This is a genomic window from uncultured Bradyrhizobium sp. (assembly GCF_947648125.1).
Lineage (GTDB): Bacteria > Pseudomonadota > Alphaproteobacteria > Rhizobiales > Xanthobacteraceae > Bradyrhizobium.
In genome coordinates this window covers 41,607-66,837 of the sequence record NZ_CANSMR010000017.1, presented here as the reverse complement: position 1 = coordinate 66,837, position 25,231 = coordinate 41,607, and the positions used below count along the sequence as shown (strand labels likewise).

Annotated in this window: 24 protein-coding genes; 12 read left to right on the top strand and 12 right to left on the bottom strand. The window is 64.8% G+C overall.

All coding sequences use genetic code 11. The features are described 5' to 3' along the window. Positions 1-108: 108 nt before the first annotated feature. Positions 109-735, bottom strand: a complete 627-nt coding sequence (locus Q0030_RS26430) for a cyclic nucleotide-binding domain-containing protein (RefSeq protein ID WP_298373623.1) — start codon at positions 733-735, stop codon at positions 109-111. A 106-nt stretch (positions 736-841) separates the two neighbouring features. Between Q0030_RS26430 and Q0030_RS26425 the strand changes: the two genes are divergently transcribed. Continuing rightward, positions 842-2,398 carry a serine hydrolase gene (locus Q0030_RS26425; protein WP_298373620.1) on the top strand — a complete coding sequence of 519 codons (1,557 nt, stop codon included), beginning with the start codon at positions 842-844 and terminating at the stop codon, positions 2,396-2,398. Positions 2,399-2,998: 600 nt separating this feature from the next. Here Q0030_RS26425 and Q0030_RS26420 read toward each other — a convergent pair. Continuing rightward, on the bottom strand, positions 2,999-3,175 hold the full coding sequence (locus tag Q0030_RS26420) for a hypothetical protein (RefSeq protein ID WP_298373618.1): 177 nt from the start codon (positions 3,173-3,175) through the stop codon (positions 2,999-3,001). Positions 3,176-3,534: 359 nt separating this feature from the next. Here Q0030_RS26420 and Q0030_RS26415 point away from each other — a divergent pair, with 359 nt between their 5' ends. Further along, positions 3,535-3,666 carry a hypothetical protein gene (locus Q0030_RS26415; protein WP_298373615.1) on the top strand — a complete coding sequence of 44 codons (132 nt, stop codon included), beginning with the start codon at positions 3,535-3,537 and terminating at the stop codon, positions 3,664-3,666. 121 nt (positions 3,667-3,787) lie between these two features. Here Q0030_RS26415 and Q0030_RS26410 read toward each other — a convergent pair whose 3' ends face one another. From Q0030_RS26410 to Q0030_RS26395, 4 genes are read right to left on the bottom strand one after another with little or no spacing between them, the layout of a single operon-like run. Continuing rightward, a complete protein-coding gene (locus tag Q0030_RS26410; RefSeq protein WP_298373612.1) occupies positions 3,788-4,543 on the bottom strand; it encodes a GntR family transcriptional regulator in 756 nt (251 codons plus the stop codon). A gap of 6 nt (positions 4,544-4,549) precedes the next feature. Beyond that, positions 4,550-5,530, bottom strand: a complete 981-nt coding sequence (locus tag Q0030_RS26405; RefSeq protein ID WP_298373609.1) for a Gfo/Idh/MocA family oxidoreductase — start codon at positions 5,528-5,530, stop codon at positions 4,550-4,552. After that, positions 5,527-6,414 (bottom strand): NAD(P)-dependent oxidoreductase, encoded by an 888-nt coding sequence (locus Q0030_RS26400; RefSeq protein ID WP_298373607.1) that lies wholly within the window; start codon positions 6,412-6,414, stop codon positions 5,527-5,529. The genes Q0030_RS26405 and Q0030_RS26400 overlap by 4 nt, the downstream gene beginning before the upstream one ends. Before the next feature lie 19 nt (positions 6,415-6,433). Next, positions 6,434-7,393, bottom strand: coding sequence for a tripartite tricarboxylate transporter substrate-binding protein (locus tag Q0030_RS26395; RefSeq protein WP_298373604.1), 960 nt, complete (start codon positions 7,391-7,393; stop codon positions 6,434-6,436). 137 nt (positions 7,394-7,530) lie between these two features. Between Q0030_RS26395 and Q0030_RS26390 the strand changes: the two genes are divergently transcribed. The 3 genes from Q0030_RS26390 (at position 7,531) to Q0030_RS26380 (ending at position 10,719) form a co-directional block, all read left to right on the top strand. Beyond that, entirely contained in the window at positions 7,531-7,920 is a 390-nt protein-coding gene (locus Q0030_RS26390; protein ID WP_298373601.1) for a carboxymuconolactone decarboxylase family protein, read from the top strand. 60 nt (positions 7,921-7,980) lie between these two features. Further along, positions 7,981-9,342, top strand: coding sequence for an adenylosuccinate lyase family protein (locus tag Q0030_RS26385; protein WP_298373598.1), 1,362 nt, complete (start codon positions 7,981-7,983; stop codon positions 9,340-9,342). A 120-nt stretch (positions 9,343-9,462) separates the two neighbouring features. Beyond that, positions 9,463-10,719: an aminopeptidase gene (locus tag Q0030_RS26380; protein WP_298373567.1), complete on the top strand. Its 1,257-nt coding sequence runs from the start codon at positions 9,463-9,465 to the stop codon at positions 10,717-10,719. Positions 10,720-10,726: 7 nt separating this feature from the next. On the opposite strand, the gene Q0030_RS26375 is transcribed toward Q0030_RS26380, so the two are convergent. Genes Q0030_RS26375 through Q0030_RS26365 form a run of 3 tightly spaced genes read right to left on the bottom strand, consistent with a single transcriptional unit; the run spans position 10,727 to position 13,580 of the window. After that, entirely contained in the window at positions 10,727-11,659 is a 933-nt protein-coding gene (locus Q0030_RS26375) for a GNAT family N-acetyltransferase (protein ID WP_298373564.1), read from the bottom strand. Positions 11,660-11,670: 11 nt separating this feature from the next. Continuing rightward, complete coding sequence (locus Q0030_RS26370; RefSeq protein ID WP_298373561.1) at positions 11,671-12,720, bottom strand: amidohydrolase family protein; 1,050 nt, start codon at positions 12,718-12,720, stop codon at positions 11,671-11,673. 44 nt (positions 12,721-12,764) lie between these two features. Continuing rightward, the gene (locus Q0030_RS26365) at positions 12,765-13,580 is read right to left on the bottom strand and encodes an MBL fold metallo-hydrolase (protein WP_298373558.1); all 816 of its coding nucleotides are present in this window, start codon (positions 13,578-13,580) and stop codon (positions 12,765-12,767) included. A gap of 174 nt (positions 13,581-13,754) precedes the next feature. Here Q0030_RS26365 and Q0030_RS26360 point away from each other — a divergent pair, with 174 nt between their 5' ends. Then, the gene (locus tag Q0030_RS26360) at positions 13,755-14,693 is read left to right on the top strand and encodes an alpha/beta hydrolase (protein ID WP_298373555.1); all 939 of its coding nucleotides are present in this window, start codon (positions 13,755-13,757) and stop codon (positions 14,691-14,693) included. Between the two features lie 83 nt (positions 14,694-14,776). On the opposite strand, the gene Q0030_RS26355 is transcribed toward Q0030_RS26360, so the two are convergent. Continuing rightward, a complete protein-coding gene (locus Q0030_RS26355) occupies positions 14,777-16,294 on the bottom strand; it encodes a permease (RefSeq protein ID WP_298373551.1) in 1,518 nt (505 codons plus the stop codon). Then, positions 16,291-17,043 (bottom strand): ABC transporter ATP-binding protein, encoded by a 753-nt coding sequence (locus tag Q0030_RS26350; protein ID WP_298373550.1) that lies wholly within the window; start codon positions 17,041-17,043, stop codon positions 16,291-16,293. Before Q0030_RS26350 ends, Q0030_RS26355 begins: the two co-directional genes overlap by 4 nt. Before the next feature lie 292 nt (positions 17,044-17,335). On the opposite strand from Q0030_RS26350, the gene Q0030_RS26345 reads away from it, so the two are divergent. The 6 genes from Q0030_RS26345 (at position 17,336) to Q0030_RS26320 (ending at position 24,210) form a co-directional block, all read left to right on the top strand. Then, entirely contained in the window at positions 17,336-18,211 is an 876-nt protein-coding gene (locus Q0030_RS26345) for a branched-chain amino acid ABC transporter permease (RefSeq protein WP_298373548.1), read from the top strand. Between the two features lie 10 nt (positions 18,212-18,221). Next, positions 18,222-19,373, top strand: coding sequence for a branched-chain amino acid ABC transporter permease (locus Q0030_RS26340; RefSeq protein ID WP_298373546.1), 1,152 nt, complete (start codon positions 18,222-18,224; stop codon positions 19,371-19,373). After that, positions 19,370-20,128: an ABC transporter ATP-binding protein gene (locus Q0030_RS26335; RefSeq protein WP_050403853.1), complete on the top strand. Its 759-nt coding sequence runs from the start codon at positions 19,370-19,372 to the stop codon at positions 20,126-20,128. The genes Q0030_RS26340 and Q0030_RS26335 overlap by 4 nt, the downstream gene beginning before the upstream one ends. A 10-nt stretch (positions 20,129-20,138) precedes the next feature. Further along, positions 20,139-20,918: an ABC transporter ATP-binding protein gene (locus Q0030_RS26330; RefSeq protein WP_092119687.1), complete on the top strand. Its 780-nt coding sequence runs from the start codon at positions 20,139-20,141 to the stop codon at positions 20,916-20,918. 175 nt (positions 20,919-21,093) lie between these two features. Then, positions 21,094-22,932, top strand: a complete 1,839-nt coding sequence (locus tag Q0030_RS26325; protein ID WP_298373542.1) for an AMP-dependent synthetase/ligase — start codon at positions 21,094-21,096, stop codon at positions 22,930-22,932. A gap of 78 nt (positions 22,933-23,010) precedes the next feature. After that, positions 23,011-24,210, top strand: coding sequence for an ABC transporter substrate-binding protein (locus Q0030_RS26320; protein ID WP_298373540.1), 1,200 nt, complete (start codon positions 23,011-23,013; stop codon positions 24,208-24,210). Between the two features lie 126 nt (positions 24,211-24,336). Here the strand turns inward: Q0030_RS26320 and Q0030_RS26315 are convergent, their stop codons facing one another. Continuing rightward, the gene (locus Q0030_RS26315) at positions 24,337-25,089 is read right to left on the bottom strand and encodes a transglutaminase-like cysteine peptidase (protein WP_298373537.1); all 753 of its coding nucleotides are present in this window, start codon (positions 25,087-25,089) and stop codon (positions 24,337-24,339) included. Positions 25,090-25,231 lie beyond the last annotated feature (142 nt).

Sequence of the window (25,231 nt, the reverse complement as noted above, 5' to 3'; positions counted from 1 at the left end):
AGTGCTTACGCCGGCTCGGCCGTTGCAGAGATGCAGTTCGCGCCGCTGCCGAGCCTGGCGGCGTCGTCCGCGCCGTAACACTGGCAAACGACGCGGTGCCCCGGCGCTTTACGCCGGATTGGGCGTTGCCGCGGCAACCGCGATTGCGCGGGCTGCGTTTTCCGTCATCCGGGTTGCCGTCAGCCGCAGGAAATACAGCGACAGTCCTGGATTGCGTTCGCACAGCTTCATCAGTGCGCCCTCGCTGATCGACAGCAAATCCACATCGGTCGCTGCCAGGGCAGTCTGCGTGCGTCGTCGCTCGAGTGAGAACAGTCCAATCTCTCCGAACAACTCGCCCGCCGAGACCTCGCGATCGATCTCGGGAAACCTGACCTCGCCCGATACGACCATGTAGAGCAGGTCGGCGTCATCGCCTTTCCTGAAGATCGTTTCTCCTACCTTGATGTGCTTCGGTCGCATGAACGGTTGCAGCCAGCTCGGAGAAAGGTCCGTCGCTGCAGCGCGCCTGGCCTTCCGAAGCAGCCGAACCATCTGGAACAGCAACACCACGTTCAGCGGCAGCAGAATGATGTGCAGGATGAGCACCGGGTAGATCCGGTCGCCCAATCCATAGCTGATGAATGCCAGATTGCTGAATATCGCGACGGTGCGCAGGCTCAACATCGTGCTCATGCAGAACGTCAGCAACACAAGAGCCGACGCCAGGTAACCCAAGCCATCGATCAGCGTCATGACAGCGCCTCACCGGAAATGAATTGCAAGAAATGCGCTCTGAAAACGACTGGAAACATATACCAGTGCGCTTATTGTCGTGGGCGGAAATGAGGCCGAGCATGCCATGCATCTCAAGCGACTGGCCGTATCGATCCTGAGCGGGGGGCTGCTCGCAGCCACGGCCTTGTCAGGCGCAGCCCGCGCAGAAGGGGCCGGCGATCGGGCGTGGCCGACCCGGCAGTGGCAGAGTTCGACGCCGGAAGAGCAGGGGATGGATTCCGCTGCGCTGGCGCGGCTCGTCAACTTTGGCGCGGCTCACAGTTTCGATAGTCTCCTGATTGCGCGTCATGGCCGGATCGTGCTCGACGCTTACTACGCGCCGTACACGCCGGAGATCCCGCATCTGATCAATTCCGCCACCAAGGCGGTGACCGGCACGCTGGTCGCGATGCTGCTCAAGGACAAGGTGCTCGATAGCCTCGACCATCGCATGGTGGATTTCTTTGGCGACCGCACCATCGCCAAACTCGATGACCGCAAACGGGCGATCACGATCCAGACCATGCTCGACATGACCTCGGGGATGGCCTGGACGGAGGGCGTCGAGGGCGGCAGGCCGGACTCGCTGATCGAATGGGGGCGCAGCCCCGATGCGATCCAGTTCATCCTGGACCGTCCGATGGCGAATGCGCCGGGCGAGGCGTTCTACTACAACACCGGCAATCCGCAGCTGCTGGCTGCGATCATCGACAAGCTCACCGGCGTGAGCGCGCGGGACTATGCGGTGACGAAATTGTTTCGCCCGCTGGGGATTGCCGCGCCGTACTGGCACAGCATCGGGCCGGGACTGACGCAAGGCGGCGGCGGGCTCCTGCTCGCGCCGCGCGACGCCGCCAAGATCGGGCTGCTCTATCTGCATGACGGCGAATGGGAGGGGCAGCGGCTGCTGCCGTCCGGCTGGGTCGATCGCATCAGGCACGCGACGACGGACATGCACGCCTCGTTCGATCCATCCCTGCGCTACGCCAATTTCTTCTGGGTGATGCCGAAGCAGCAGGCCTTCATGGCGGTCGGCGACCGCTGCCAGCTGATCATGATCCTCCCCACGCTCGACATCGTCACGGTCGTGACCGCACGCGACTACTGCTCGTTCGGCAGGATGGCCGACGACATTTCCGGCGCCGTCAAGTCCGACACGGCGCTGCCGGTGAACTCCGCCGGCGGCAATCAGCTTGCCGCGGCGCTGCGCGATAGCGCGACGGAAAAGCCGTCGGCGGTCGGCGCTGTGCCCGAGACCGCGGCGGCCATCTCGGGCAAGACATGGGGCTTCCGGGCCAACGGCCTCAATCTGCGGGCGCTGACGCTGTATCTGACCGATCCGTCCCCGCACTATGAGCTGGAAACGGCGACGCCGGATGCGGCGCGGCCGGTAGTCAAGTTGGCGGGACCGATCGGGCTCGACGGCACCTACCGTCTCGGCCAGCCAACGCCACTCGGCGTGATGGCGCTGAAGGGGACGTGGCAGACCGCTGAGACGCTTGCGATCGATCTGCGTCTGGTCGGCGGCGATACCGACCGCAGATGGCTGCTCACGTTCGACGGCGGCAAGGCCAGGCTCAGCGGCAAGGATCGCTTCGGCCATGATGTGCAGGTCGATGGCGAAGCGCAGGGCGGGCAATAGCGATTCGTCATTTTGAGGCGGCGCGCACGGTGCAATGACGGTGATGTGTGCACGCACCCGGCTTTCCTGCGCCCTCTGTTCAAGAGAGAGGGCGAAACAAAATGCAAAACTCGGACAAGGATGTCGCAAGAACGCGGAAGCGTGATCCACAAGCAGCGCCATAAATTCAGTGTCGTCCCGGCCTAGTGCGCAATTGCGCACCGGGGCCGGGACCCATAACCACCGAGGGTGATTGTTGCGCGCCGCTGGGGCCACGGCTCTCCCTTCAACAACACGATCCTGTGGTTATGGGTCCCTGCTTTCGCAGGGACGACGATTGTGGATGCAGCCGTGCCACACAATCGGTGTCGTCCTGGCGAAAGCCAGGACCTATTACCCCGAATCTCAATTGTTGTGCGTGCTGGGGCCGCGATCCCGTTCATCACGGAATGCGGTGGTTATGGGTCCTGGCTTTCGCCAGGACGACGTGGTGGAGCTGTGCCTCACACACTTGATCACCCGTATGCGCGGGTGATGACACCGGACAAGCTGCTTGACAGTTGAATCGGAATTTGCGGCCGCGCCGGTGCAGCGTCCGCGAAGCAAGTCGCGGCAGCGCGCCTAGTGGTCGGTCTTCGGCGTCTTGGCTGCGAAGTCGAGGCCGAGCCGGAGGGCGCGCTCCTGGCGCTCTTCCGCCAGGAACTGCAGCTCCCGTTCCAGCGACCGCGCGACCTCGTCCTGGGTTTCCTTGGAGTGGCGGCGGGAGCCGCCGTGCGGTTTGGCCGGTTGGGCAGTCACGGGAGAACCCTTGTCATCGCAGTGTCACAGGCCCTGATGCCACGGCCGGAGTCCGGCGGACAATCAAAAAGAATTCAGCGGGCGGTCTTTGGAACGTTTGTTGTGCATCTGACTCAAATTTAAGCAGGAAATTCTCCGGCCTTGTAGCGAGCGCCGAAGCCGTCGAGACCTCGGTCTCATCAATTCGGATGAGAGGGCCCGGTTCCCACGAAATCATTTCCGGATTCGCACGAAGACGTCCTGAAACCGACAAGGTCTAACCTTAGTAGCGTTGTGAAGGACGGGTGCCTGGTGAGACGCTGGCGATTAAGGTCGTAAGATTCATCTGTGCTCCTGAGACGTTGGGGATGATCTCGGAAATGAAGAAGCTGAATGCTGTGCCATATGTCTGGGCGGCCGCGCTGATCGCGGTCGTGGTCTGGGGTGTGAGCGGCACCCCGCAGATGGCACATACCTCTGCCAGCAGCACGCATCTGGCCCGGGCGCGCTAGCGCGATTTCAAGCGAAGCGGCTTCCGGCTCGCGTCAAGACAACGCGTCTCCACAAAAGCCAGAGCGTTTTCGAGCGAAGTGGACACCGGTTCGCGTGAAGAAAACGCGTCAAAACTAGAATCTAGAGCTTCGGCCGCAGCGAGCGCTGCATATCCATCGTGTAGGTGTAGCGCCCTTCCGGGTGCGTGGTGATGGTGACCTCGAACAGTTCCTCGCGCAGGCCGTAGTAGCGGCGTACCACGGTGAGCGCCGGCGATCCGGTCTTAACGCCGAGGGCCTTGGCGATCGGCGCCGGCATGCCGCGCACGAAGATTTCCATCTGTGCGCGCTCGGTGACCTGGCCGTACATCTTGGCGATCTGCTCGTGCACCGGGGTGCGGCCGTGGTCGCTGCGGGTCACGACATCGGCGAACCGGCGCAACACGTAGATCTCGGTCCAGCCGAGCGGAGCGGCGAACTGGTCGGAGCGGCGCACGGCCTCGATCAGGAACCAGCTCTTGCCGGGCTCGCATTTCAGGAGCGCAGCCAGCTTGCGGTCGGCGACGATGTCGCTGCTGCCAACCACGTCGCGGTAGGTCTCATTGGAATAGCGCAGCCACTCGCCGAGCGACTTGACGCTGTGGGTGAACAGCACCGGCGGTTCGGAGGCGATCACCACCGAACCGAGGCCGGCGCGGCGCACGATCAGGCCCTGGTCGATCAGGATGCGCAGCGCCTCGCGCACGGTCTGGCGGCTCGCCTGATAGCTCGCCATCAACTCGGTTTCGGTCGGCAGCAGATTGCCGACCGCGTAAGTGCCGAGACGGATGTCCTTCTGCAGCCCGGTGGCGATGTCGCGGTAGCGGGACGATCTCGCCCTCTCCGGTTGTTCAGACATGGCGGATCACTGGTATGCCATATGGCAGGCAACCGGATGTCCAGACTGCATCGACTGCAACGCGGCTTCGAACGCGGAGAGCGTCGCCAGCACATCTGCTTCGGGCACGGGGAACGGCTGTCTGCGTTCGACCGCGTCGGCAAAGGCCGCAAGTTCCGCGGTGAGCGTGTTGACCGCCGGATAGCGCGTCGTCGCAGCCGCCTCGCCGGATTTCCGTAGCACCATCGTCCCTTCGTCGAGCACCTCTGCGGATCCCTTCGTCCCGAACACATGCACGCGCCAATAGAACGGTGTTGCGCGGACTGTAGCAAGGGTTGCACTCACGCCATTCACAAATTCAATCGCTAAAGTTGCAGTGTCGAGCGGCGGCGGTCCGGCCTCGCGTTCACTCAACCGTGCATAAACCTGTCGGGCAGGACCAAGGAGGCTGACGAAGCTGTCGAGCACATGCAGTCCCGCGCCGGTCAGCCCGCCGCCGGGCGACTCCTCCGGCGACAGCCGCCAGCCCTGCGTGATGCCTTGCGAGTTCTCGTTGCTGTTGTGGCCCTCGACATGCAGGATCGTGCCAAGCTCGTCGCTTGCGACAATCGCGCGCAGCGCCTGCATCGACGGCCAGAAGCGCCGGTTATGCCCGACCGCGAGCGTCACGCCGGCGTTGCGGCAGGCTGCGAACATCTCGGCCGCATCGTCGCGCTTGAGCGCCAGCGGCTTCTCGCAAAATACCTGCTTACCGGCCGCGGCGGCGGCGATCACCTGGTTCCTGTGCAGCGAATGCGGCGTTGCCAGCAGCACGGCATCGATGCCGGGCTCGGCCAGCACGGCCTCGAGGCTGGGCGCGGGCGACAGACCATGCGCCGCGCAAAAGCTCTCGGCGCTGCTCATGTCGGGTTCCACCGCGCGGACGATCCTGAGCCGCGGCTCGCTCCGCGTAGCCTCGACCAGTGCGCGGCCCCAGCGGCCGAGGCCCGCGATCGCGCAGTTGATCATGAGTGTTCCTTGTCCTGATCGCGTCCGGCCCGGATCGCCTCGATCACTGCGGCGCTGTCGCAGTCCGGGCCGTGCAGTGCGATCGCCGCACGCAGCAGCCCGGCCTGCACCGAGGTCAGCGGCAGAGGCAGGCCGTGCCGGCCGGCCTCCTGCAGGATCAGCTCGGCGTCCTTCAGGGTCTGCGCGATATGCGATTGCGGCGCGAAATCGCGCGCCAGCATCTTCGGTCCCTTGCCGTCCATCACTCTGGAATATGCCGCCGATTGCCGTGCGGTCGCAAGGAAGCTCGCGCCGTCGAGGCCGAGGCTCTCGGCAAAGGCGATGCCTTCGGCCAGCGCGGCGCGGTTGTTCTGGAGGATCAGGTTGATGGCAAGCTTGGTGCGGCTCGCATTGCCGATTGCGCCGACATGGATCCGCTGCGGGCAGAGGATGTCGAGCGTCGTCGCGGCGGCGGCGATCACGTCGCGATCGCCGGCGACCAGCGCGGTGGCCGTGCCCGCGCGGACCTCGGCGCTGGTGCCGGAGATCGGCGCTTCGATGAAGGCAAGCCGTGAGCGCACGGCGATCTCGGCGACCGCCGTGATCTCGCCTGGTGCGCAGGTGGTGGTGCAGATGACGAGCGGCGGCAGCTCGGCGTTCGCAATATCCGGCAGCAAACCCGTGACCTGGGCTGCGTCGTAGACGGCAATCACGATGGTCCGGCAGCGCGCCGCCACGTCGGCGGCGAAGGCCGCGAACTCGGCGCCGCTGGCTCTCAGGCCGTCCTTCTTCGCGGCATCGATGTCGAAGCCGATCACCCCGACGTCGGCGTCGATCAGCCGCGCGGAAAGCGCCGATCCCATCAGGCCCAGGCCAATCATGCCGACAGGTGTCTCGCGAGCCATGGTGCGACGGAGCTCTGGTCTATTGCGGCTGGATGCCGGCCGCCTTCACCTCCGCCGACCAGCGCACGACCTCGCTCTTGACGAAGGCGCCGAACTCGGCCGGCGCCAGCGGCGCCACCATCACGCCGACATCGGCGAGCTTCTTCCTGGTCTCCGGCATCGCGAGGTACTTTGCGCACTCGGCGTAGATCTTGTTGACCACCGGTTCCGGCGTGCCGGCGGGCGCGAACAGCCCGTACCAGATGGTGGCCTCGAAGCCGGGCATCGCTTCCGAGAGTGCGGGCAGGCCGGGCGTCAGCTCGTTGCGGGTCGCTGACGTCACGGCGATCCCACGCAAGGTGCCGCCCTGCATTTGCGGGATCGCGACCGAGAAATCGCCGAAGGTCAGGTCGATGACGCCGGCCATCACGTCGGTCATCGCCTGCGGCACGCCGCGATAGGAGGCTGCGATCAGCGACAGGCCGCCGCGCGATTGCAGCTGCGCGATCGAGATCTGCGACGCGCCGGAGCCGTAGCCCGCGGTCAGATTGGGGGTGGCCTTGGCGTAGCTGAGGAACTGCGGCAGGTCGGTGGCCGCGAGCTTCGGGTTGACCAGCAGCACCATTGCCGTGGTGGTGGTGCGGATCACCGGCGCGAAATCCTTCACCGGGTCGTAGGGCAGGCTCTTGAGCGTTGCGACGTTGCTGGCATGGGTGGTGTTGGTGCCCATCAACAGCGTGTAGCCGTCGGGCGCGCTGCGGGCGACTTCCTGGGCGCCGATGCTGCCGAGCGCGCCGGCGCGATTCTCGATCAGCACGGTCTGGCCGAACGCGTCCTGCAGATGCTGGCCGACCAGCCGCGCGACATTGTCGGGGCCGGCGCCGGCCGGAAACGGCACGATGATCTTGATTGGCCGTTGCGGGAAATCGTCCGCCGCGAAAGCCGGCAGAGCCGGAAGCGCAGCGAGCAGGACGACAAGTAGCCCCAGCCGTAACTTCATCCCGGTCCCCTCCGCCTCTGCTTTTGGCAAATTTATACGGACAAATGGATCAGAGTGGCAAGCATCAAGCCTATCGGAATATTGAGGTGCGACATATTTATCCGTATAAATAGTCCATACAGGGGAGCCAGACGACGATGGTGGACACCAGCGATCTCCATGCCCGCGGGCTGCGCCGGCGGCAGAAGATGTTCGGCGAGGTCGATGTCGCCAAGCGGATGGCGGCCGCGGGCGATTTTGGCACGCCGCTGCAAAACATCATCAATGCCTACGTCTACGGGGACGTCTGGGAGCGCAGCGGGCTGTCCGACCAGGTCCGCAGCCTCGTGATGCTCGGCATCACCGCGGCGAGCAGCAAGCCGACCGAGTTCCGCGTCCATGCCAAGGGCGCGCTGGCCAATGGCTGCACCGCCGCGCAGGTGCAGGACGTGCTGCTGCTGGTCGCGATGTATTGCGGCATTCCAGCCGCGATCGAGACCAGCAAGATCGCAGCCGAGGTGTTCGGCGAGGCACCCGCGGAGGGGTAGGGCACGGGCGCGCGCCGTGATAGGGACGTTGCCGACTGCGACCGGCAACAGGATCTGCCCATGTCCGCCTTTCCGACCTCGACCACCGTGCTCGATTCCGTGCTGTTTCGCGATGCCTTCGGCACGCGCGCGATGCGCGAGGTGTTTTCCGACCTGCGGCTGCTCCAGCGCTATGCCGAAGTCGAAGTCGCGCTCGCGAACGCCGAAGCGCGTTGCGGCGTGATCCCGGCAGAAGCGGCCGAGGAGATCGCAAAGCGCACCGATATCACCGCGTTCGATTTCGACCTGCTGCGGCAGGAGACCGACGTCGTCGGCTACCCGATCCTGCCGCTGGTGCATCAGATGGCCAAGCAGTGCGGCGAGGCCGGCCGCTATGTCCATTGGGGCGCCACCACGCAGGACATCATGGACACCGCCGTGGTGCTGCAACTGCGCGATGGCCTTGCGATCATCGAGGATGACATCGCCGCGCTGCGCGGCATCCTCGCCGATCTCTCGAAGAAATACCGCGACACGCCGATGGCCGGCCGCACCCATCTGCAGCAGGCGCTGCCGGTGACCTTCGGCTACAAGACCGCAATCTGGCTTGCCGCCTTCGATCGCCACGCCGCGCGGCTGGCCGAGCTGAAGCCGCGCGTGCTGGTCGGCCAGTTTGCCGGCGCCGCCGGCACGCTGGCCTCGCTGGGCGACAAGGGCTTCGTGGTCCAGAAGGCGCTGTGCGAGGAACTCGGCCTCGGCGTTCCCGTCTCGACCTGGCATGTCGCGCGCGACGGTCTGGCGGAGGCGGTGAATTTCCTCGCGCTGGTGACGGGAACGCTCGGCAAGATCGCGCTCGACATCATGATCATGGCCTCGACCGAATTCGCTGAGGTCTACGAACCCTTCGTGAAGGGACGCGGCGCCTCCTCGACCATGCCGCAGAAGCGCAACCCGATCTCGTCGGAGCTGATGCTCGCCGCTTCCAAGGCAGTGCGCCAGCACGCCGGCCTGATGCTGGATGCGATGGTGCAGGATTTCGAACGCGCCACCGGCCCGTGGCACGCCGAATGGATGGCGATCCCGGAAAGCTTCGTGCTGACCGCCGGCGCGCTGCACCAGGCCAGGTTCGCGCTCGGCGGCCTGATCGTCGACGAGAAGCGGATGGCCGCCAATCTCGACATCAGCCGCGGGCTGATCGTTGCCGAAGCCGTGATGATGGGGCTTGCGCCCGCGATCGGCCGGCAGGACGCGCATGATGTGGTCTACGACGCCTGCCGGGTCGCCAACGACAAGGGCCTGACGCTGGCCGAGGCGCTGGCGGCGGATGATCGCGTCGCGAGCCGGATCGATCGGGCGACGATCGACCGTCTCACCGCGCCGAAAAACTATCTCGGCCTTGCACCCGAGATGGTCGACCGGGTGCTGGCGTCGGTGAAGCGGTAAAATTCGCGGCAAATGGCTCGCCGTCGCGTGATCGGGCGCGGCGGGCGGGAACCTTGCGGACGCGGATCGAATTGGACTACGAATCCTTAAAAGCCCTCAAACGACACGGCCGGACACTTCATGACCGCACATCAACGTAACCTTTCCGCCTCGATCGATCCTGTAAAACTCGATCGGCTCGCCGAAGTCGCGATCAAGGTCGGCCTGCAGCTGCAGCCGGGGCAGGATCTGCTGCTGACGGCGCCTGCCGCGGCAATGCCGCTGGTGCGGCGGGTGGTGGAGCACGCCTACAAGGCCGGCGCGGGCCTCGTGACCCCGTTCTTCTCGGACGAAGAGCTCACGCTGGCGCGCTACCGCTACGCCAACGATGCGAGTTTCGATCGTGCCGCGAGCTGGCTCTATGAGGGCATGGCGAAGGCGTTCGGCGCCAACACCGCGCGGCTCGCGATCGTCGGCGACAATCCGATGCTGCTGTCGGGCGAAGACCCGACCAAGGTGGCGCGCGCCAGCAAGGCCAATTCGATCGCCTACCAGCCGGCGCTGGAGAAGATCGTCAATTTCGACACCAACTGGAACATCATCGCCTATCCGAGCACGTCCTGGGCGAAGCAGGTATTCCCTGACGATGCCGAGGATGTCGCGGTCGCCAGGCTCGCGGATGCGATCTTTTCCGCGTCCCGGGTCGATCAGGACGGCGCCGTCGCCAACTGGGAAAGGCACAATGCGAAGCTCCGCGAGCGTACCGAATGGTTGAACGGCCAGCGCTTCCACGCGTTGAAATATTCCGGTCCCGGAATGGACCTCACCATTGGCCTTGCCGACGGCCATGAATGGGAAGGCGGCGCGTCGACCGCCAAGAACGGCATTGTCTGCAATGCCAACATTCCGACCGAAGAAGTATTTACGACGCCGCATTGCCGCCGCGTCAGCGGCCACGTCGTCAGCTCCAAGCCGCTGTCCTATCAGGGCACGCTGATCGACAATATCTCGGTGAAGTTCGAGGAGGGGCGCATCGTCGAGGCCAAGGCGTCGCGCGGCGAGGAAGTGCTGAACAAGGTGCTCGACACCGACGAGGGCGCGCGCCGCCTCGGCGAGGTCGCGCTGGTGCCGCACTCATCGCCGATCTCGAAGAGCGGGCTGTTGTTCTTCAACACGCTGTTCGACGAGAACGCCGCCTCGCACATCGCGCTCGGCCAGTGCTACTCGAAATGTTTCGTCAACGGCGACAAGCTGACGCCGCAGCAGATCGCCGAGCAGGGCGGCAACAAGAGCCTGATCCATATCGACTGGATGATCGGCTCCGCCCACACCGACATCGACGGCATCCACGCCGACGGCCGCAGCGTCCCGGTGTTCCGCAAGGGCGAGTGGGCGTAAAGCGCGGCTAGCGAAGCTTGCGCTCGCGGGCGGCGATCAGCTCGCCGCGCGGCGCGCTGAAGCGGCAGGTCTCGTGCTGCGGCTTGAATCCGAGCCGGCGATAGATCTTCAGCGCGGGCGCATTGCGGCTCGAGACGTTGAGCCAGCAGGGATGCTCGGCCGACACGTCATGCGCGGCCAACACGCGGTAGACCAGCAGCTGGCCGAGCCCGCGTCCCTGCCGCGCCGGGTCGACGGCGACCGACTCGATCCACATCGAGTTCCGCTCCGGCTCGGTCAGGCAGAAGCCCGACATCTGGCCGTCTTCCGACGCGATCCAGACTTCGCTCTCGGTCAGGACCTGCGCCATCTCCTCCGGTGAATACCGGCGGAAGGCGGAGTCCGACGCATAGGCGACGTTGTGGATGCGCGCGACCTCGCCGGCGCAGGCGGTGACGTCGCTGACCTGCTCGATGGTGGCGCGGGCCGCCGCGAGCGTGCGCGCCGGCTGCAACGGCTCGACGCATTTCATCCCGATCTCTGACTCAAGATGAACAAAGCCGAAGGCGGCGACGAACGCCATCCCCGCCGGCCAGTCGCTGCTCACCAGCGTCTGGACGGTGAGATCGGGATCGGTGTCGATCGCAAGCACGTCGTCGAACAGCGCGAGGCCAATCCGGCGGCGCCGCATCTCGGGCGCGACGACGATCTTGAGGAACCGGGAATGATGCGCGCCCTGATCGCGCAACGATGACTCAGCGAGGCCGAGGAGTTGGCCGTTCCGTTCGGCAATGCGGAAGTCGCGGCCGCCACGGTTCTGCGGCAGCTTCAGGAACTGGTCCCACTGCGGCAGCGCGACAGGGCCTAGCCGCGGTTCCACCGCAGCCGCCTTTGCGTAGAGTTCGACCACCGCTTCTGCATCAGGCTCACGAAGCGGCCGGATGGTGATGCTGTCATCCATGAGTCGGAAGTTTACCCGATATCGAGCCGATAGACATCCTTTGCCGTGTTCAGGAACAACGCCGTCTTCTCGGCTTCGCTATATTGTGATGCAAGCCGTTTAAAGGTGTTGAAGATCACCTGATAGCTGCACTGTCCCTTATCAGGTGGGAAGTTGCTCTCGAACATGCAACGGTTCGGGCCGAACGCCTCGATGCAGGTCTCCACATAGGGCCGCCAGACGGCAGCGAGTTCCTCCGACGAGGGGGGCCTGGGGCGGAGGTGGAAGTCGTAGCCGAGCAGGCACATCGCCAGCCCGCCGAGCTTGACCACGACGTTCGGGCATTTGGCGATCTCCTGGATCGACGCCTTCCAGACCGGAAAGGTCTCCTCGCGCTTGCCGGCGAAGCGGCCGGTGCCGACGGGGCCGCCGCAATGGTCGAGCACGATCCTTGTGTCGGGAAAGGCGCGGGCGAGGTCGGTCAGTTCGCCGATCTGCGGGTGGAACAACCAGGCATCGAAGCTGAGGCCGAGCGGCGCCAGGCAGGCGAACCCCTTACGAAAGGTGGAATCCAGCAAGATGCCCTTCGGGCGGTTGGCATACATGTGGGCGACGTTGGGGTCCTCGTCCCAGGCCGAGGAGTGGCGGATGCCGCGGAACCGGCCGTTGCCGGCTGATATCTCCGCCTCCAGCACCGCCTTGGCCTGGTCGCCGATCAGAAGGTTAACGTGGCTGACGATGCCGGCGCAGATCGCCGTCTTGCCATAGCCGCCGCTTGCCGCCATCGCCGCGACGCCGTTGGCGAATTCGACCTCGCCGACCGGGCGGAACGCCTCCGGCCCGTCGGTGCGATACATCGACCGGCAGTCGACATAGACGGTCGCCACGATGTTGTGGCCCGAGGCGATGTCGTCGCGCATCTCCTCGATCAGGTAGCGGAGCCCGCCGCGGTCCCAGAGATGATGGTGCGGATCGACGATCGGCTGGGCCGGATCGATAATTTCCTCGGTATATTGGGCGAGCCAGTCTTCGCGCGGATTGGCATAGAGCCCGCTCGCAGAGGCGGGCAAGGTACTGGTCATCGATTTCACTCCCGTTTGGTTTTGCTTCTTTTTGAAAAGAGACGTCACACCCCGTCGAGGATGATCACCGTCGGCGTCGCCGGCAGCGTGTCGCGTGAGATCCGCAAGGTGCGCTCGCCACCGCGGCGGTCGATCTCGAATTGCTGGCCGATCAGGCGCATGAACTCGTCGAGCGGGGTGGCGAAGCGGTGCATCGGCAGCACGACGGCTGAGCGCAACCGCCTGGTGATCTCGGAGATGCCATCGAGCGACATCGTATAGGTGCCGTCGATCGGCACCATCACGATGTCGAGCCGGCCGATCGCCGCGAAATGGCTGTCGTCGAGCTTGACGTGGAGGTGGCCGAGATGGCCGATGCAGAGGCCGGCGACCTCGAAGATGAAGATCGAGTTGCCGTCCTTGATCATCTCGCCGCCGGAGTCTTCGCCCCAATAGCGGCGGATGTCGGTGGTCACGTTGCGGATATAGACGTCGCCGATCCGCATCCCGTAATGCGCGGCCTGGCCGTTCTCGCCCCAGCCATGCAGCACGTGGGGAATTTTCGGGTCGGGAAACAGCGTGTAATGCGTCGCGTGGGCACGGTTCATGGTCACGACATCGGGCAGCCGACCGGTCCGATAGACGCCGTTGTAGTCGGTTGCGATCCTGATGCCGCCGGGCGTGTCGATGTAATAGGTGGAATGGCCGGCATAGGTGATCGCGACCTCATCCGCTTTGGCCGCGATGCGCCGGTAGCTCACCGGGACGGCGTGTGGCGGTGAATTGGCCATCGCCAAGCATTCGCTGCGCTGGCCGTCCTGCGCCAGGGCGTGGCTGGTCAATGTTCCCAGCAAGACGAGCGCGGCAAGCAATCTCAGCATGAGCTGTTCCGTCTGCGGGGATATCCGCCGGCGTCAGACTATCGCGCAATCGGCGTGCCGTCATGATGAGGCCGGCGCATCGCTCCACGGCGCTGGCTGCAACACGATCCGGGCGATTCTTGCGTCGGGACGCGCTACCATGCCGCGCAGATCACAGCGATCAGGGAGTTCTGCGTGACTGACAATAGCTCCGCGCCGCGCGCATCATCCACCAAGCGGCTCGAGCCGCTGCGCCATGTCGACGCAGGCGTGCTCACCATCGCTTATTACGAGGCTGGCCCGGCCGAAGGGCCGGCGGTGCTGCTGATGCACGGCTTCCCCTACGACATCCATTCCTATGTGGACGTCGCGCCAATGCTGGCGGCGCAAGGTTGCCGGGTCATCGTGCCCTATCTGCGTGGATACGGACCGACGGTGTTCCGCGACAAGGCGACGCCGCGCTCGGGCGAGCAGGCGGCGGTCGGTGCCGACCTGATCGCGCTGATGGATGCGCTCGGCATCAAGCGCGCGGTATTCGCGGGCTACGACTGGGGCGGCCGCGCTGCCTCGATCGGTGCGGCGCTGTGGCCGGAACGATGCATCGGGCTGGTCTGCACCAACGGCTACATGATCCAGGACATCGCACATGCGATGGCGCCGGCGCGGCCGGAGCGCGAGGTGCCGCTGTGGTATCAGTATTACTTCCAGCTCGAGCGCGGACGCGCCGGGCTTGCCGCCAACCGGCGCGGTATCGCGAAGCTATTGTGGTCGCAATGGTCGCCGAGCTGGGCGTTCGACGAAGCCGGTTTCGAGCGCACCGCGATCGCATTCGACAATCCGGACTATGTCGACGTCGTGATTCACAGCTATCGGCATCGCTTCGGCCTTGCCGATGGGGACCCGCAATATGCGGAGGTGCAGCGACGGCTGGCCGCATTGCCGGTGATTACAGTCCCCACGATCTCGCTCGATGGCGCCGACGACGGCGTGACGCCGGCCCGCGACGGCAGCGCCAGCGCGGCAAAATACACCGCCCGCCGGGCGCATCGCGTGATCCCGGGCGCTGGCCACAATCTGCCGCAGGAAGCGCCGGAGGCGTTTGCCGCGGCGGTGATGGAAGTGATGAAGGGGTAGACCGGCTCACCGCGGTTTCGGTTCACCTCTCCCAAGGGAGAGGTGATCGACGCCGTTCCAGCTCAACCTGATCTCGTCATGCTTTAGCGCCGCGGGCTGATCTTCCAGGCGGTGGCGAGCGTCAGCAGCGTCAGCATGCCGCTGACGAGCGCGGCCGCCGGGATCGTCAGGGCCAACGCTGCGGTTGCGGCCCAGCCGATCGAGGAGAAGGCTTCCGCGAAGGTGGCGATGCGGGAGGAGGTCTGGCGCCGGCGGAACTGGCTGCGCTTGGCCTGCGCGCGGAACCAGAGCTGGACCGCTGCGGCGGATGCGGTCGCAATGATGATCGCGATCGCCGTCACGGCAGCCTGCCCTGGTGAGGCGAACGCCAGCGCGGCCACCAGCGGCGCGAAAACCGTGGCGATCGCGATCAGCACGACCTCGACCTTGGCGCGGGTCACGCGCGACGGCGGCAGCGGCGCGGTTGCCACCAGATCGGGCGCATCCTCCCCCGAGATGGTCAGCCAGGCGAGGCCGCCGGCGAGCTGGCCTGCGGCCATCACGATGACAGGCGTGATCAGCACGATTGCGGTCGACGTCCCGGAGAAGCTTCGCCACAGCATCAGCGCCGGCGGCAGCAGATAGAGCATCTGCATCAGGCTCTGCGACAGCAGCCACGGATCGCGGCGCAGCAGCAAAAATTCTTTGCGCCGCAGCGCCTGCTGCCGCGAGCCGGTCCGGAACGCGCGGGCGCGTCCTTGCGTGACCGTCGCCGGATTGGCGGCGACGCGTGCGACCGTGTCGGCAAACCGTGGCGCGAACACTGCCATCACGACGCCGAGCAGCACGAGCGCTGTGGCGAGCAGCAGCATCATGATCTCGAAATCGCCGAGCGATGCGCGGGCCGGCCACCAGAGCAGGCTGTCAGGGGCCGGGGCAATGCGTGCCGCGGTCTCCGAGGTCAGAAAGGCAAAGCGCGACAGCGTGCCGTAGGACAGCACGGCGACGACCTGCAGCGCGATGACGAAGCCGGCGCCGATGACGGCGGAGACGATCTGTGCCACCAGCCGGGTCCGGCCCGGCCCGATCAGGCGAAACAGCAACGCGGTGACGGCGATCGCCGCGGCCGCCGCCGACAGCCCGATCGCAAGCACGACGCCGAAGCCGGCAAGCCAGCGCGCACCGCCGAGGTACACGAGCACGTCGATGAACGGCGTCGACAGCAGCAGCGCCATGCTGCTCACCGTCAGCGCGATCGCGGCGATCCGGATCGAGAAGATGTTGGTGAGCTTCGCTGGCGACGACATGATCAGGTCGAGATCGGCGCGGGCGTAGAACACGCGCGTCACCGACTCGATCGCCTGCGAGAGCATCAGCGCCCAGGCCAGGAAGATCGTCGCGGTCAGCACGATCAGCGAGGACGGATCGAGCGGAAACCGCAGGTCGACATAGCGGGCGACCACGGCATAGGCCGGCAGATGCAGGATCGCCGCGAAGATCAGCAGGCCGATCACGGCGCGATTGCGCCGGCGCCGGCCGCCGGTCATCATCGCCAGCCATTCGCGCCACGCCAGGCGGAATTCGTGACGGGCGAACCAGGTAAGATGGGCGGTCGAGCTCACGCGGCGGCCGCCTCGGTATCGACCAGCGCGATGAACATGTCCTCGAGGGTGGTGTCGTTGCGGCCGTTCTGCTCGCGCAGCTCGGCCAGCGTGCCCTCGGCGATCAGCCTGCCGGCCGCGATCACGCCGATGCGGTCGGCCATGCGCTCAGCGACCTCGAGAATGTGAGTGGTCATGATCACGGTGCAGCCGGCGCGGACGCGCTCCTGCAGCAGCCCCTTGACGTGACGCGCCGACAGCGCGTCGAGGCCGGTCAGCGGTTCATCGAGAATGATCAGGCGGGGATCGTGCACCAGCGCACCGGCGAGCGCCACCTTCTGGCGCATGCCCTTGGAGAAGCCCTCGCAGCGCTCGTTGAGATGCGGCTCGAGCCCGAGCGACACCAGGAGATTGCGCGCCGACTTCTCCGACGTGCGGGGATCGATGCCCCACAGGCCGGCGACGAATTCGAGATATTCCAGCGGCGTCAGCTTGTCGTAGATCATCGGCTCGTCGGACACCCAGGCCATGATCTGCTTGGCTGAGACCGGATCGGCCAGCGCATCGATGCCGAGGATCGACACCGAGCCGGCATCGGGCCGCAATAGCCCTGCCACCATGCGCAGCGTCGTGGTCTTGCCGGCGCCGTTCGGCCCGAGCAGCGCATAGAATTCACCGACACGGACGGTGAGATCGAGCGCGTCGACCGCCGGGCGGTCAAAACGCTTGGTTAACCTTCGCACGGCGAGTGCGGACAGTTGCGAAGTCATGGTGCGTGGCGATCCGGGAGTTCGCTCGTCGGTTGCGCAAGCTTGGACAAAAACTGTTTCGGTGCAGTGAATCGCACGGGGCAAATCGACCGCGATATCCGTATTAGTCCGTGCTGCGGCATATCTCCGCAAATGTGATGATATAGCCGGATCAGCGGTTTGTTGACAGGGATCGGGCCTTTTGGCTCAATCGGGGCGGACATAGGCAGCTTTCAGCGCTTCCGACACAAGGGCGCGAAGGCGGGATGCAACGAGCGATCGGGAAGAATCGCCGGGCATCGGGGAGGGAACGATGCTGGACTTTGTTCAGCAGCTCGTCAGCGGCGTCGCGCTCGGCTGCGTTTACGGCCTGATCGCGCTCGGCTTCGTGCTGGTCTACAAAGCAACCGAGGTCGTCAATTTCGCGCAAGGCGATTTGATGATGCTGGGCGGTTTTTTCGCCTTCACCTTCATCGGCATGCTCGGACTGAACTACTGGGTCGGCTTTGCCGGCGCGGTGATCTGCATGGCGCTGTTCGGCATGCTGGCCGAGCGGCTCGTGGTGCGGCCGATCCTCGGCTATCCGCAGTTCTCCATCATCATGGCGACGATCGGGCTAGGCTATTTCCTGCGCTCGGTCGCCGGCATGATCTGGGGCACCGACGACTTCAAGATCGAGACGCCGTTCAGCGAGGGCGTCCTGAGGATCGGCAGCCTGGTGCTCGCCTATGACAAATTGTCGGTGATCGCGGCGACCATCATCCTGTGCGCGCTACTTTACCTGTTCTTCAACCGCACCACGCTCGGCACCGCGATGCGCGCTAGCTCCGAGAACATGCTGGCTGCCTATTACATGGGCATCCCCGTCAAGCGCGTGGTCTCGATCGTCTGGGCGATCTCGGCGGCGGTGGCGACCTGCGCCGGCGTGCTGCTGGCGCCGATCACCTTCATCCATTCCAATGTCGGCCTGGTGCTGGGGCTGAAGGCGTTTCCGGCCGCGGTGCTCGGCGGCTTCGGCTCGATCCCGGGTGCGGTGGTCGGCGGCGTCCTGATCGGCGTGATCGAGAGTATGGCCGGCTTCTACCTGCCGCAGGGATGGAAGGACGTCGCGCCCTACATCGTTCTGCTCGCGGTGCTGCTGCTCAAGCCCGAGGGCCTGTTCGGCCTTCACGTCCGCAAGAAGGTTTGAGGAGTAACACATGCGGTTTCTCTTCAAGACCGACTATGAAGACGACATCAGGCTGTTCCCGCATTCCGGCTATATCTATTCCTACGGCCTGCTGCTGGCGGTGCTGCTGATCGCGCCCTACCTGCTCTCGAGCTATCTGATGAGCCAGCTCGTCTTCGTCTGCATCTATGCGACCGTCGGCGTCGGGCTGTTGATCCTGACCGGCTTCACCGGACAGGCCTCGCTCGGCCATGCCGCGTTTCTGGCGATCGGCGCCTACACCGCGGCCTATCTGCAGCAATTCAACGTGCCGTTCCCGGTCTATTTTCTCGCCGCGGGGCTATTGACCGGCGTGGTCGGCGCGCTGGTCGGATTTCCGGCGCTGCGGCTGCAGGGCATCTATCTGGTGATCGCGACGATCTCGTTTGCCTTCATCGTCGAGGAAATCCTGGCGCGCTGGGAAAGCGTGACCCACGGCAACGAGGGCATGCGGGTCAAGACCATTCAGCTGCTCGGCACCACGGTGTCGCGCGACGGCCCGACCTTCTACTATCTCTGCCTTGCGGTGCTGGTGCTGACCATCGTCGGCACGCTCAATCTGCTGCGCTCGCCGACCGGGCGCGCCTTTGTCGCGATCCGCGACAGCGAGACCGCGGCGCGCAGCATGGGCATCAATGTCGCGCTCTACAAGGTGAAGTCGTTCGCGATCTCGGCGGCGATCACGGGCTTTGCCGGCGTGCTGTTCGCCCACAAGCTGTCCTTCATCTCACCCGAGATGTTCACTCTGCAGCTCTCGATCGAGTTCATCATCGTGATCCTGATCGGCGGCACCTTCAGCCTGCATGGCGCGGTGCTGGGCGCGATCTTCCTGGTCATGATCGATCCGTTCCTGACCTATCTGAAGGACGACATGCCCGGCGTGATCGGCGGCGTCGCGGCCACGCTGGGCGCCGGCACGGAACGCGCAGGCCACATCCAGGATGCGGTCGCAGCGATTGCCTCCGCCAACGGGCTGAAGGGCGCGATCTACGGCATCATCATCGTGGTGTTCGTACTGTTCGAACCCTTGGGGCTCTATGGCCGCTGGCTCAAGATCAAGCTCTTCTTCCAGCTGTTTCCGCTCTACAAGCGCGCGACCTTCAAGCGGCAGAAGATCTACGTGAAATCGGAGCGGAACCGATGAGCTATTTCCGCGCCGAGAACCTGTCCCTGCACTTCGGCGGCCTCAAGGCGGTCGATGCGGTCAGCTTCGCGGTCGAGAAGGGCGAGATCCTCTCGATCATCGGGCCCAATGGCGCCGGCAAGAGCTCGATCTTCAACCTGATCTCGCGCATCTATCCGCCGACCTCGGGCAAGATCTTCTTCGAGGATCAGGACATCACCCAGCAGCCGGCGTACGACATCGCCAAACTCGGCATCGCGCGCACCTTCCAGAACATCGAGCTGTTCGAGAATGCGACCGTGCTGAGCAATCTGCTGGTCGGCCGGCATCGCCATTCCACCACCCAGCTCTGGCAGGAGCTCCTGTTCCTGCCGAGCGTCCGAGCCGGCGAGAAGGCGCATCGCCGCCGGGTCGAGCAGGTGATCGAATTCCTCGACCTCGAGCCCTACCGCGACAAGTTGATCTCGGGGCTGCCCTACGGCGTGCGCAAGGTGATCGAGTTGGCGCGGGCGCTGTGCTCGGAGCCGAAGCTGATCCTGCTCGACGAACCGTCATCCGGCCTCAATGTCGAGGAAACCGACGACATGTCGTTCTGGATCCGCGACATGAAGAGCGAGCTCGGCATCACGGTCTTGATGGTCGAGCACGACATGACGCTGGTCAACCGCGTCTCCGACCGCGTCATCGCGCTGAACTACGGCCGTGTGCTGGCGATGGGCTCGCCGTCCGAGGTGCAGCACCATCCCGACGTCGTCGCAGCGTATCTCGGCGCATGAGGATGATGCCATGAGCGCAGCAGACATCATCCTGAAACTCTCCAACATCGAGAGCTATTACGGGCCGATCATGGCGATCCGCGGCATCAGCCTCGAGGTCCCGCGCGGCCAGATCGTGACGCTGCTCGGCGCCAACGGCGCCGGCAAGACCACGGTGCTAAAGACGATCTCCGGCATCCTCGATCCACAGAAGGGCTCGATCGAATTCCTCGGCAAGCCGATCCAGCGCATGGAGGCCGACCGGATCGTGCGGCTCGGGCTCAGCCACGTGCCGGAAGGACGCGAGGTGTTTCCGTTCCTGTCGGTGCGCGAGAACCTGATGATGGGTGCCTATCTGCGCAAGGACCGCGACGGTGTGGCGCAGGACCTCGAACGCGTCTACGGCTATTTTCCACGGCTGAAGGAGCGGCTCGGCCAGCCGGCCGGACAGCTTTCGGGCGGCGAGCAGCAGATGCTTGCGATCGGGCGTGCGCTGATGAACCGGCCAACGCTGCTGCTGCTGGACGAGCCGTCGCTTGGGCTGTCGCCGATCCTGGTGAAGGAGATCTTCACCATCATCCGCCGCGTCAATGAGGAGCAGGGCATGTCGATCCTGCTGGTCGAGCAAAATGCCAAGATCGCGCTGGAGACGGCGCACTATGGCTATGTGCTGGAGATCGGCCGCGTCGTCATGAACGACACCTGCGAGCGGCTGTTGAATTCACCCGATATCCAGGAGTTCTACCTCGGCGCCAAGGAAGCCGGCGCGCGGGGCGAGCGGCGCTGGAAGAAGAAGAAGACGTGGCGTTGAGGAAGATCCGGCGTTGAGCGGAAAGGCCGGCGCCGACGAAGGTTGGCGTCGACTAAAGTTGGCCGAGGAAGGTTTGGCGCTGAGAGCGAGTTGGAGCTAGATTTCAGGCCTGCTTCGCGAACAAGACCGGCATTCGAGCCGGCGGGTGAGGCAAGCGGCAGAGGAGGGAGCGCGCATGGCAGGACCAGCGGTGCTGACGGTTGCCGACACGATCGCGAGGAGCTTTCTGCTCGCGGTTCAAACGCGTGGCGACAGGCCCGCGATCCGCGAAAAGAAGTTCGGCATCTGGCAACCGACCAGCTGGCGCGAATGGCTGCAGATATCCAAGGACATCGCCTTCGGCCTGCATGCAACCGGCTTCCGCCCCGGCGACGTCGCCTCGATCATCGCCAACGCGGTGCCAGAATGGGTCTATGCCGACATGGGCATCCTGTGCGCCGGCGGCGTCTCCTCCGGCATCTATCCGACCGATTCGGCGGCGCAGGTCGAATACCTCGTCAATGATTCCCAGACGCGGGTGATGTTCGTCGAGGACGAGGAGCAACTCGACAAGGTGCTGACCTGCCGGTCGCGCTGTCCGACGCTGGAAAAGATCGTCGTGTTCGATATGGAAGGCCTCTCCGGCTTCTCCGATCCCATGGTGCTGTCGCTCGCCGAGTTCACGGCGCTCGGCCGCAATCATGCGCAGGGCAAGGATGCCTTGTGGGATGAAATGACCGGCAGCCGTACCGCCTCCGACCTCGCGATCCTGGTCTATACGTCAGGCACTACGGGCCCGCCCAAGGGCGCGATGCACTCCAACCGCAGCGTCACGCATCAGATGCGCCACGCCAACGATCTCTATCCCTCGACCGACAGCGAGGAGCGGCTGGTGTTCCTGCCGCTCTGCCATGTCGCCGAGCGGGTCGGCGGCTACTACATCTCGCTCGCGCTGGGCTCGGTGATGAATTTCGCCGAGAGCCCTGAGACGGTGCCGGACAATCTGCGCGAGGTGCAGCCGACCGCGTTCCTCGCGGTGCCCAGGATCTGGGAGAAGTTCTATTCCGGCATCACCATCGCGCTGAAGGACGCGACCCCGTTCCAGAACTGGATGTATGCCCGGGCGCTTGCGATCGGCAACAGGATGACCGAATGCCGGCTGGAGGGCGAGACGCCGCCGCTATCGCTGCGGCTCGCCAACCGCGCCGCCTACTGGCTGGTGTTCCGCAACATCCGACGCATGCTCGGGCTCGACCGCTGCCGGATCGCACTCACAGGCGCGGCGCCGATCTCGCCGGATCTGATCCGCTGGTATCTCGCGCTCGGCATCGACATGCGCGAGGTCTACGGCCAGACCGAGAATTGCGGCGTCGCGACCATGATGCCGGCGGACCGCATCAAGCTTGGTTCGGTCGGCAAGGCCGCGCCCTGGGGCGAGGTGATGATTTGCCCGAAGGGCGAGATCCTGATCAAGGGCGACTTCCTGTTCATGGGCTATCTCAACCAGCCGGAGAAGACCGCCGAGACGATCGACGCGAAAGGCTGGCTGCACACCGGCGACGTCGGCGCCATCGACAATGAAGGCTATGTGAAGATCACCGACCGGATGAAGGACATCATCATCACCTCCGGCGGCAAGAACATCACGCCGTCCGAGATCGAGAACCAGCTGAAATTCTCGCCCTACGTCTCCGATGCGGTCGTGATCGGCGACAAGCGGCCGTATCTCACCTGCCTGATCATGATCGATCAGGAGAATGTCGAGAAATACGCCCAGGACCAGGACATCCCCTTCACCAACTACGCGAGCCTGTGCCGTGCCCGCGAGATCCAGGACCTGATCCATCGCGAGGTCGAGGCGGTCAACGCAAAGTTCGCGCGCGTCGAGACCATCAAGAAATTCTACCTGATCGAGCGCCAGCTCACGCCGGAGGACGAGGAGCTGACGCCGACCATGAAGCTGAAACGCAGTTTTGTGAACAAGCGCTACGCGGCCGAGATCGACGCCATGTATGGCGAACGCGCGGTGGCCTAGCCGGGGAGAGGGAATTGGCGAAGGAGCGAGCAGGCCCGACCCTTCGCTCAACATGGGCCATGTAAGGAGGAGACTGCAATGTCGAAATCGCTGAAGGCGCTGGGCCTTGCGGTGAGCGCGCTGGCGCTGACCTGTCTGCCGGCCGCAGCCCAGACCAAGGTCACCAATGAAGGCATCTCGCCGACCGAGATCGTGATCGGAACGCATCAGGATTTGTCCGGCCCGATCAAGGTCTGGGGCGTTCCGGTATCCAACGGCATGAAGATGGCGGTTGAGGAGATCAACGCTGGCGGCGGCATCAACGGCCGCAAGATTAAGATGATCCTGGAGGACAATGGTTACGACCCGAAGAAGGCCGTGCTGGCTTCGCAGAAAATGGTCGAGCGCGACAAGGTCTTCGCGATGATCGGCCCGATGGGCTCGCCGACCGTGCTCGCCGCGCAGGACATCCTGTTCGACGCCGGCGTGCTGCAGCTGTTCCCGCTGACCGCCGCCGAATTCACCTTCAAGTTCGATCCCGCCAAGCCGCAGGAGCGGCTGAAGTTCAACAACCTGCTGCCCTATGTCGAGAGCACGCGCGCCGCGATCAAATACATGATGGAGTGGAAGAACTTCAAGAAGCCCTGCATCATGCACCAGGACGACGAGTACGGTAAGAACGTGCTCGACGGCTTCACCCAGCAGCTCGGCGCGATGAAGGTGCAGCCGGCCTCGGTCACGAGCTACAAGCGCGGCGCCTCCGACTTCTCGGCGCAGGTCGCCAAGATGAAGTCCGACGGCTGCGATCTCGTCGTGCTCGGCACCGTGATCCGCGAGACCATCGGCGCGATGAACGAGGCGAAGAAGCTCGGCTGGGACGTGACCTTCCTCGGCGCCACCCCGACCAACGTGCTCGAAGTGCCGGCGCTCGGCAAGGAAGCGGTCGAGGGCCTCTACGCAGCGTCGGGCTTCGAGATTCCCTACGAGGATACGGCCAAGGGCAAGGTGAAGGACTGGCTGGTCAACTACAAGAAGATGTTCAACAGCGAGGCCAACACGCAGGCGATCATCGGCTACAACGCGGTGATGACCTTCGCCTTCTACGCGCAGAAGGCGGGCAAGGACCTCACCGGCCAGAAGATGCTGGACGCGCTGGAGTCAGGCGACAAGTTCCTCGACATCTTCAGCTCGCCGCCGACCAAGTTCTCCAAGACTGATCATCTCGCCAACACCATCACCCAGGTGCAGCAGGTCAAGAGCGGCCGCTGGGTGCTGGTGAAGGACAATCTGATGTTCTGAGGGGCAGGCGCTCCTCTCGATTCAGTCGTCATTGCGAGGAGCGAAGCGACGAAGCAATCCACCTTTTTCGCGGAAGGATGGATTGCTTCGCTTCGCTCGCAATGACGGAAACTATGTCTGGCGGTCTTAATTCACCCCAGCCGCCGGCCGCCACGCGGCCTCGGTGACGAGCGGCGCATCGACATAACGGCTGACGCCGTTCTGGTCGATCACGAAGGTCGGCCGAAAACTCCTGATGTCGGCATCCTCGATCATCGCCATGCGGCGGTTATCGAGCGTCAGCCAGTGGCCGTCGAGCCGCGCCGCGACCACGGCGTGGTCTTCGCCACCGAGCAGGTCATGCATGACGACGATGCGCAAATCTTCCGGCGCGACGCCGGCCTTGCCGAGCGCCACGAATTTCGCGATCGCGTAGTCCTCGCAATCGCCGCTGCCGCGGGCAAAGGTGGCGAGCGGCGTGGCCCAGACGTCGGGCTCGCCATAGGTCGCAAGATCGCTGCCCGGGCGGATCGCCAGATTGATCGCGCGGTTGATCTCGCCGAAACGGGCGCGGCCGGTGCGCGCGCGTCCGGCATCGACGATCGCCAGGAACCGCAGCGCCTCCGGCGACGCACATCCCGCACGGTCGCTCTCGCAGGCTGCGAGCTGCTCCAATTCGTCGGCAAGCTGGCGCTGCACGCCGAGCCATTTGTCGCGCAGGCCGCCGCCGGCAAGCAGGCTGGTCGCCAGGCCGAACGGCTCGGTCGATTTTCTGAGGAGGGTCGCCGGGCCGGGCGAAAGCACCGAGGCGGCATTGAGCTCGGCAATCGGCGCGGCCAGGGCCAGGCCGAAGCCCAGCATGACGGCGCGCAGCGCAAACGAGCGAAGCGAGTTACCCATGTGACACCCCCTGTCCGCTCATCGACGGGTGGATACTGCACCGCGCACGCGACCGGATCGTTTCATGCCGGCAGCATGGCCAACGATCCCTTCGAATCAACTTAAGATGTGGGGAATCCGGGCGGGAGCCTAAAGGGCGTGT

Excerpts from the sequence above, each read along its gene's own strand:
- Q0030_RS26320 (WP_298373540.1), top strand. The coding sequence starts at position 23,011 with ATGTCGAAATCGCTGAAGGCGCTGGGCCTTGCGGTGAGCGCGCTGGCG.
- Q0030_RS26380 (WP_298373567.1), top strand. The coding sequence starts at position 9,463 with ATGACCGCACATCAACGTAACCTTTCCGCCTCGATCGATCCTGTAAAA.
- Q0030_RS26410 (WP_298373612.1), bottom strand. The coding sequence starts at position 4,543 with ATGTCTGAACAACCGGAGAGGGCGAGATCGTCCCGCTACCGCGACATC.
- Q0030_RS26400 (WP_298373607.1), bottom strand. The coding sequence starts at position 6,414 with ATGGCTCGCGAGACACCTGTCGGCATGATTGGCCTGGGCCTGATGGGA.
- Q0030_RS26375 (WP_298373564.1), bottom strand. The coding sequence starts at position 11,659 with ATGGATGACAGCATCACCATCCGGCCGCTTCGTGAGCCTGATGCAGAA.
- Q0030_RS26325 (WP_298373542.1), top strand. The coding sequence starts at position 21,094 with ATGGCAGGACCAGCGGTGCTGACGGTTGCCGACACGATCGCGAGGAGC.
- Q0030_RS26395 (WP_298373604.1), bottom strand. The coding sequence starts at position 7,393 with ATGAAGTTACGGCTGGGGCTACTTGTCGTCCTGCTCGCTGCGCTTCCG.
- Q0030_RS26405 (WP_298373609.1), bottom strand. The coding sequence starts at position 5,530 with ATGATCAACTGCGCGATCGCGGGCCTCGGCCGCTGGGGCCGCGCACTG.
- Q0030_RS26350 (WP_298373550.1), bottom strand. The coding sequence starts at position 17,043 with ATGACTTCGCAACTGTCCGCACTCGCCGTGCGAAGGTTAACCAAGCGT.
- Q0030_RS26415 (WP_298373615.1), top strand. The coding sequence starts at position 3,535 with ATGAAGAAGCTGAATGCTGTGCCATATGTCTGGGCGGCCGCGCTGATC.
- Q0030_RS26430 (WP_298373623.1), bottom strand. The coding sequence starts at position 735 with ATGACGCTGATCGATGGCTTGGGTTACCTGGCGTCGGCTCTTGTGTTG.
- Q0030_RS26315 (WP_298373537.1), bottom strand. The coding sequence starts at position 25,089 with ATGGGTAACTCGCTTCGCTCGTTTGCGCTGCGCGCCGTCATGCTGGGC.
- Q0030_RS26345 (WP_298373548.1), top strand. The coding sequence starts at position 17,336 with ATGCTGGACTTTGTTCAGCAGCTCGTCAGCGGCGTCGCGCTCGGCTGC.
- Q0030_RS26335 (WP_050403853.1), top strand. The coding sequence starts at position 19,370 with ATGAGCTATTTCCGCGCCGAGAACCTGTCCCTGCACTTCGGCGGCCTC.
- Q0030_RS26365 (WP_298373558.1), bottom strand. The coding sequence starts at position 13,580 with ATGCTGAGATTGCTTGCCGCGCTCGTCTTGCTGGGAACATTGACCAGC.
- Q0030_RS26340 (WP_298373546.1), top strand. The coding sequence starts at position 18,222 with ATGCGGTTTCTCTTCAAGACCGACTATGAAGACGACATCAGGCTGTTC.
- Q0030_RS26425 (WP_298373620.1), top strand. The coding sequence starts at position 842 with ATGCATCTCAAGCGACTGGCCGTATCGATCCTGAGCGGGGGGCTGCTC.
- Q0030_RS26390 (WP_298373601.1), top strand. The coding sequence starts at position 7,531 with ATGGTGGACACCAGCGATCTCCATGCCCGCGGGCTGCGCCGGCGGCAG.
- Q0030_RS26385 (WP_298373598.1), top strand. The coding sequence starts at position 7,981 with ATGTCCGCCTTTCCGACCTCGACCACCGTGCTCGATTCCGTGCTGTTT.
- Q0030_RS26370 (WP_298373561.1), bottom strand. The coding sequence starts at position 12,720 with ATGACCAGTACCTTGCCCGCCTCTGCGAGCGGGCTCTATGCCAATCCG.
- Q0030_RS26330 (WP_092119687.1), top strand. The coding sequence starts at position 20,139 with ATGAGCGCAGCAGACATCATCCTGAAACTCTCCAACATCGAGAGCTAT.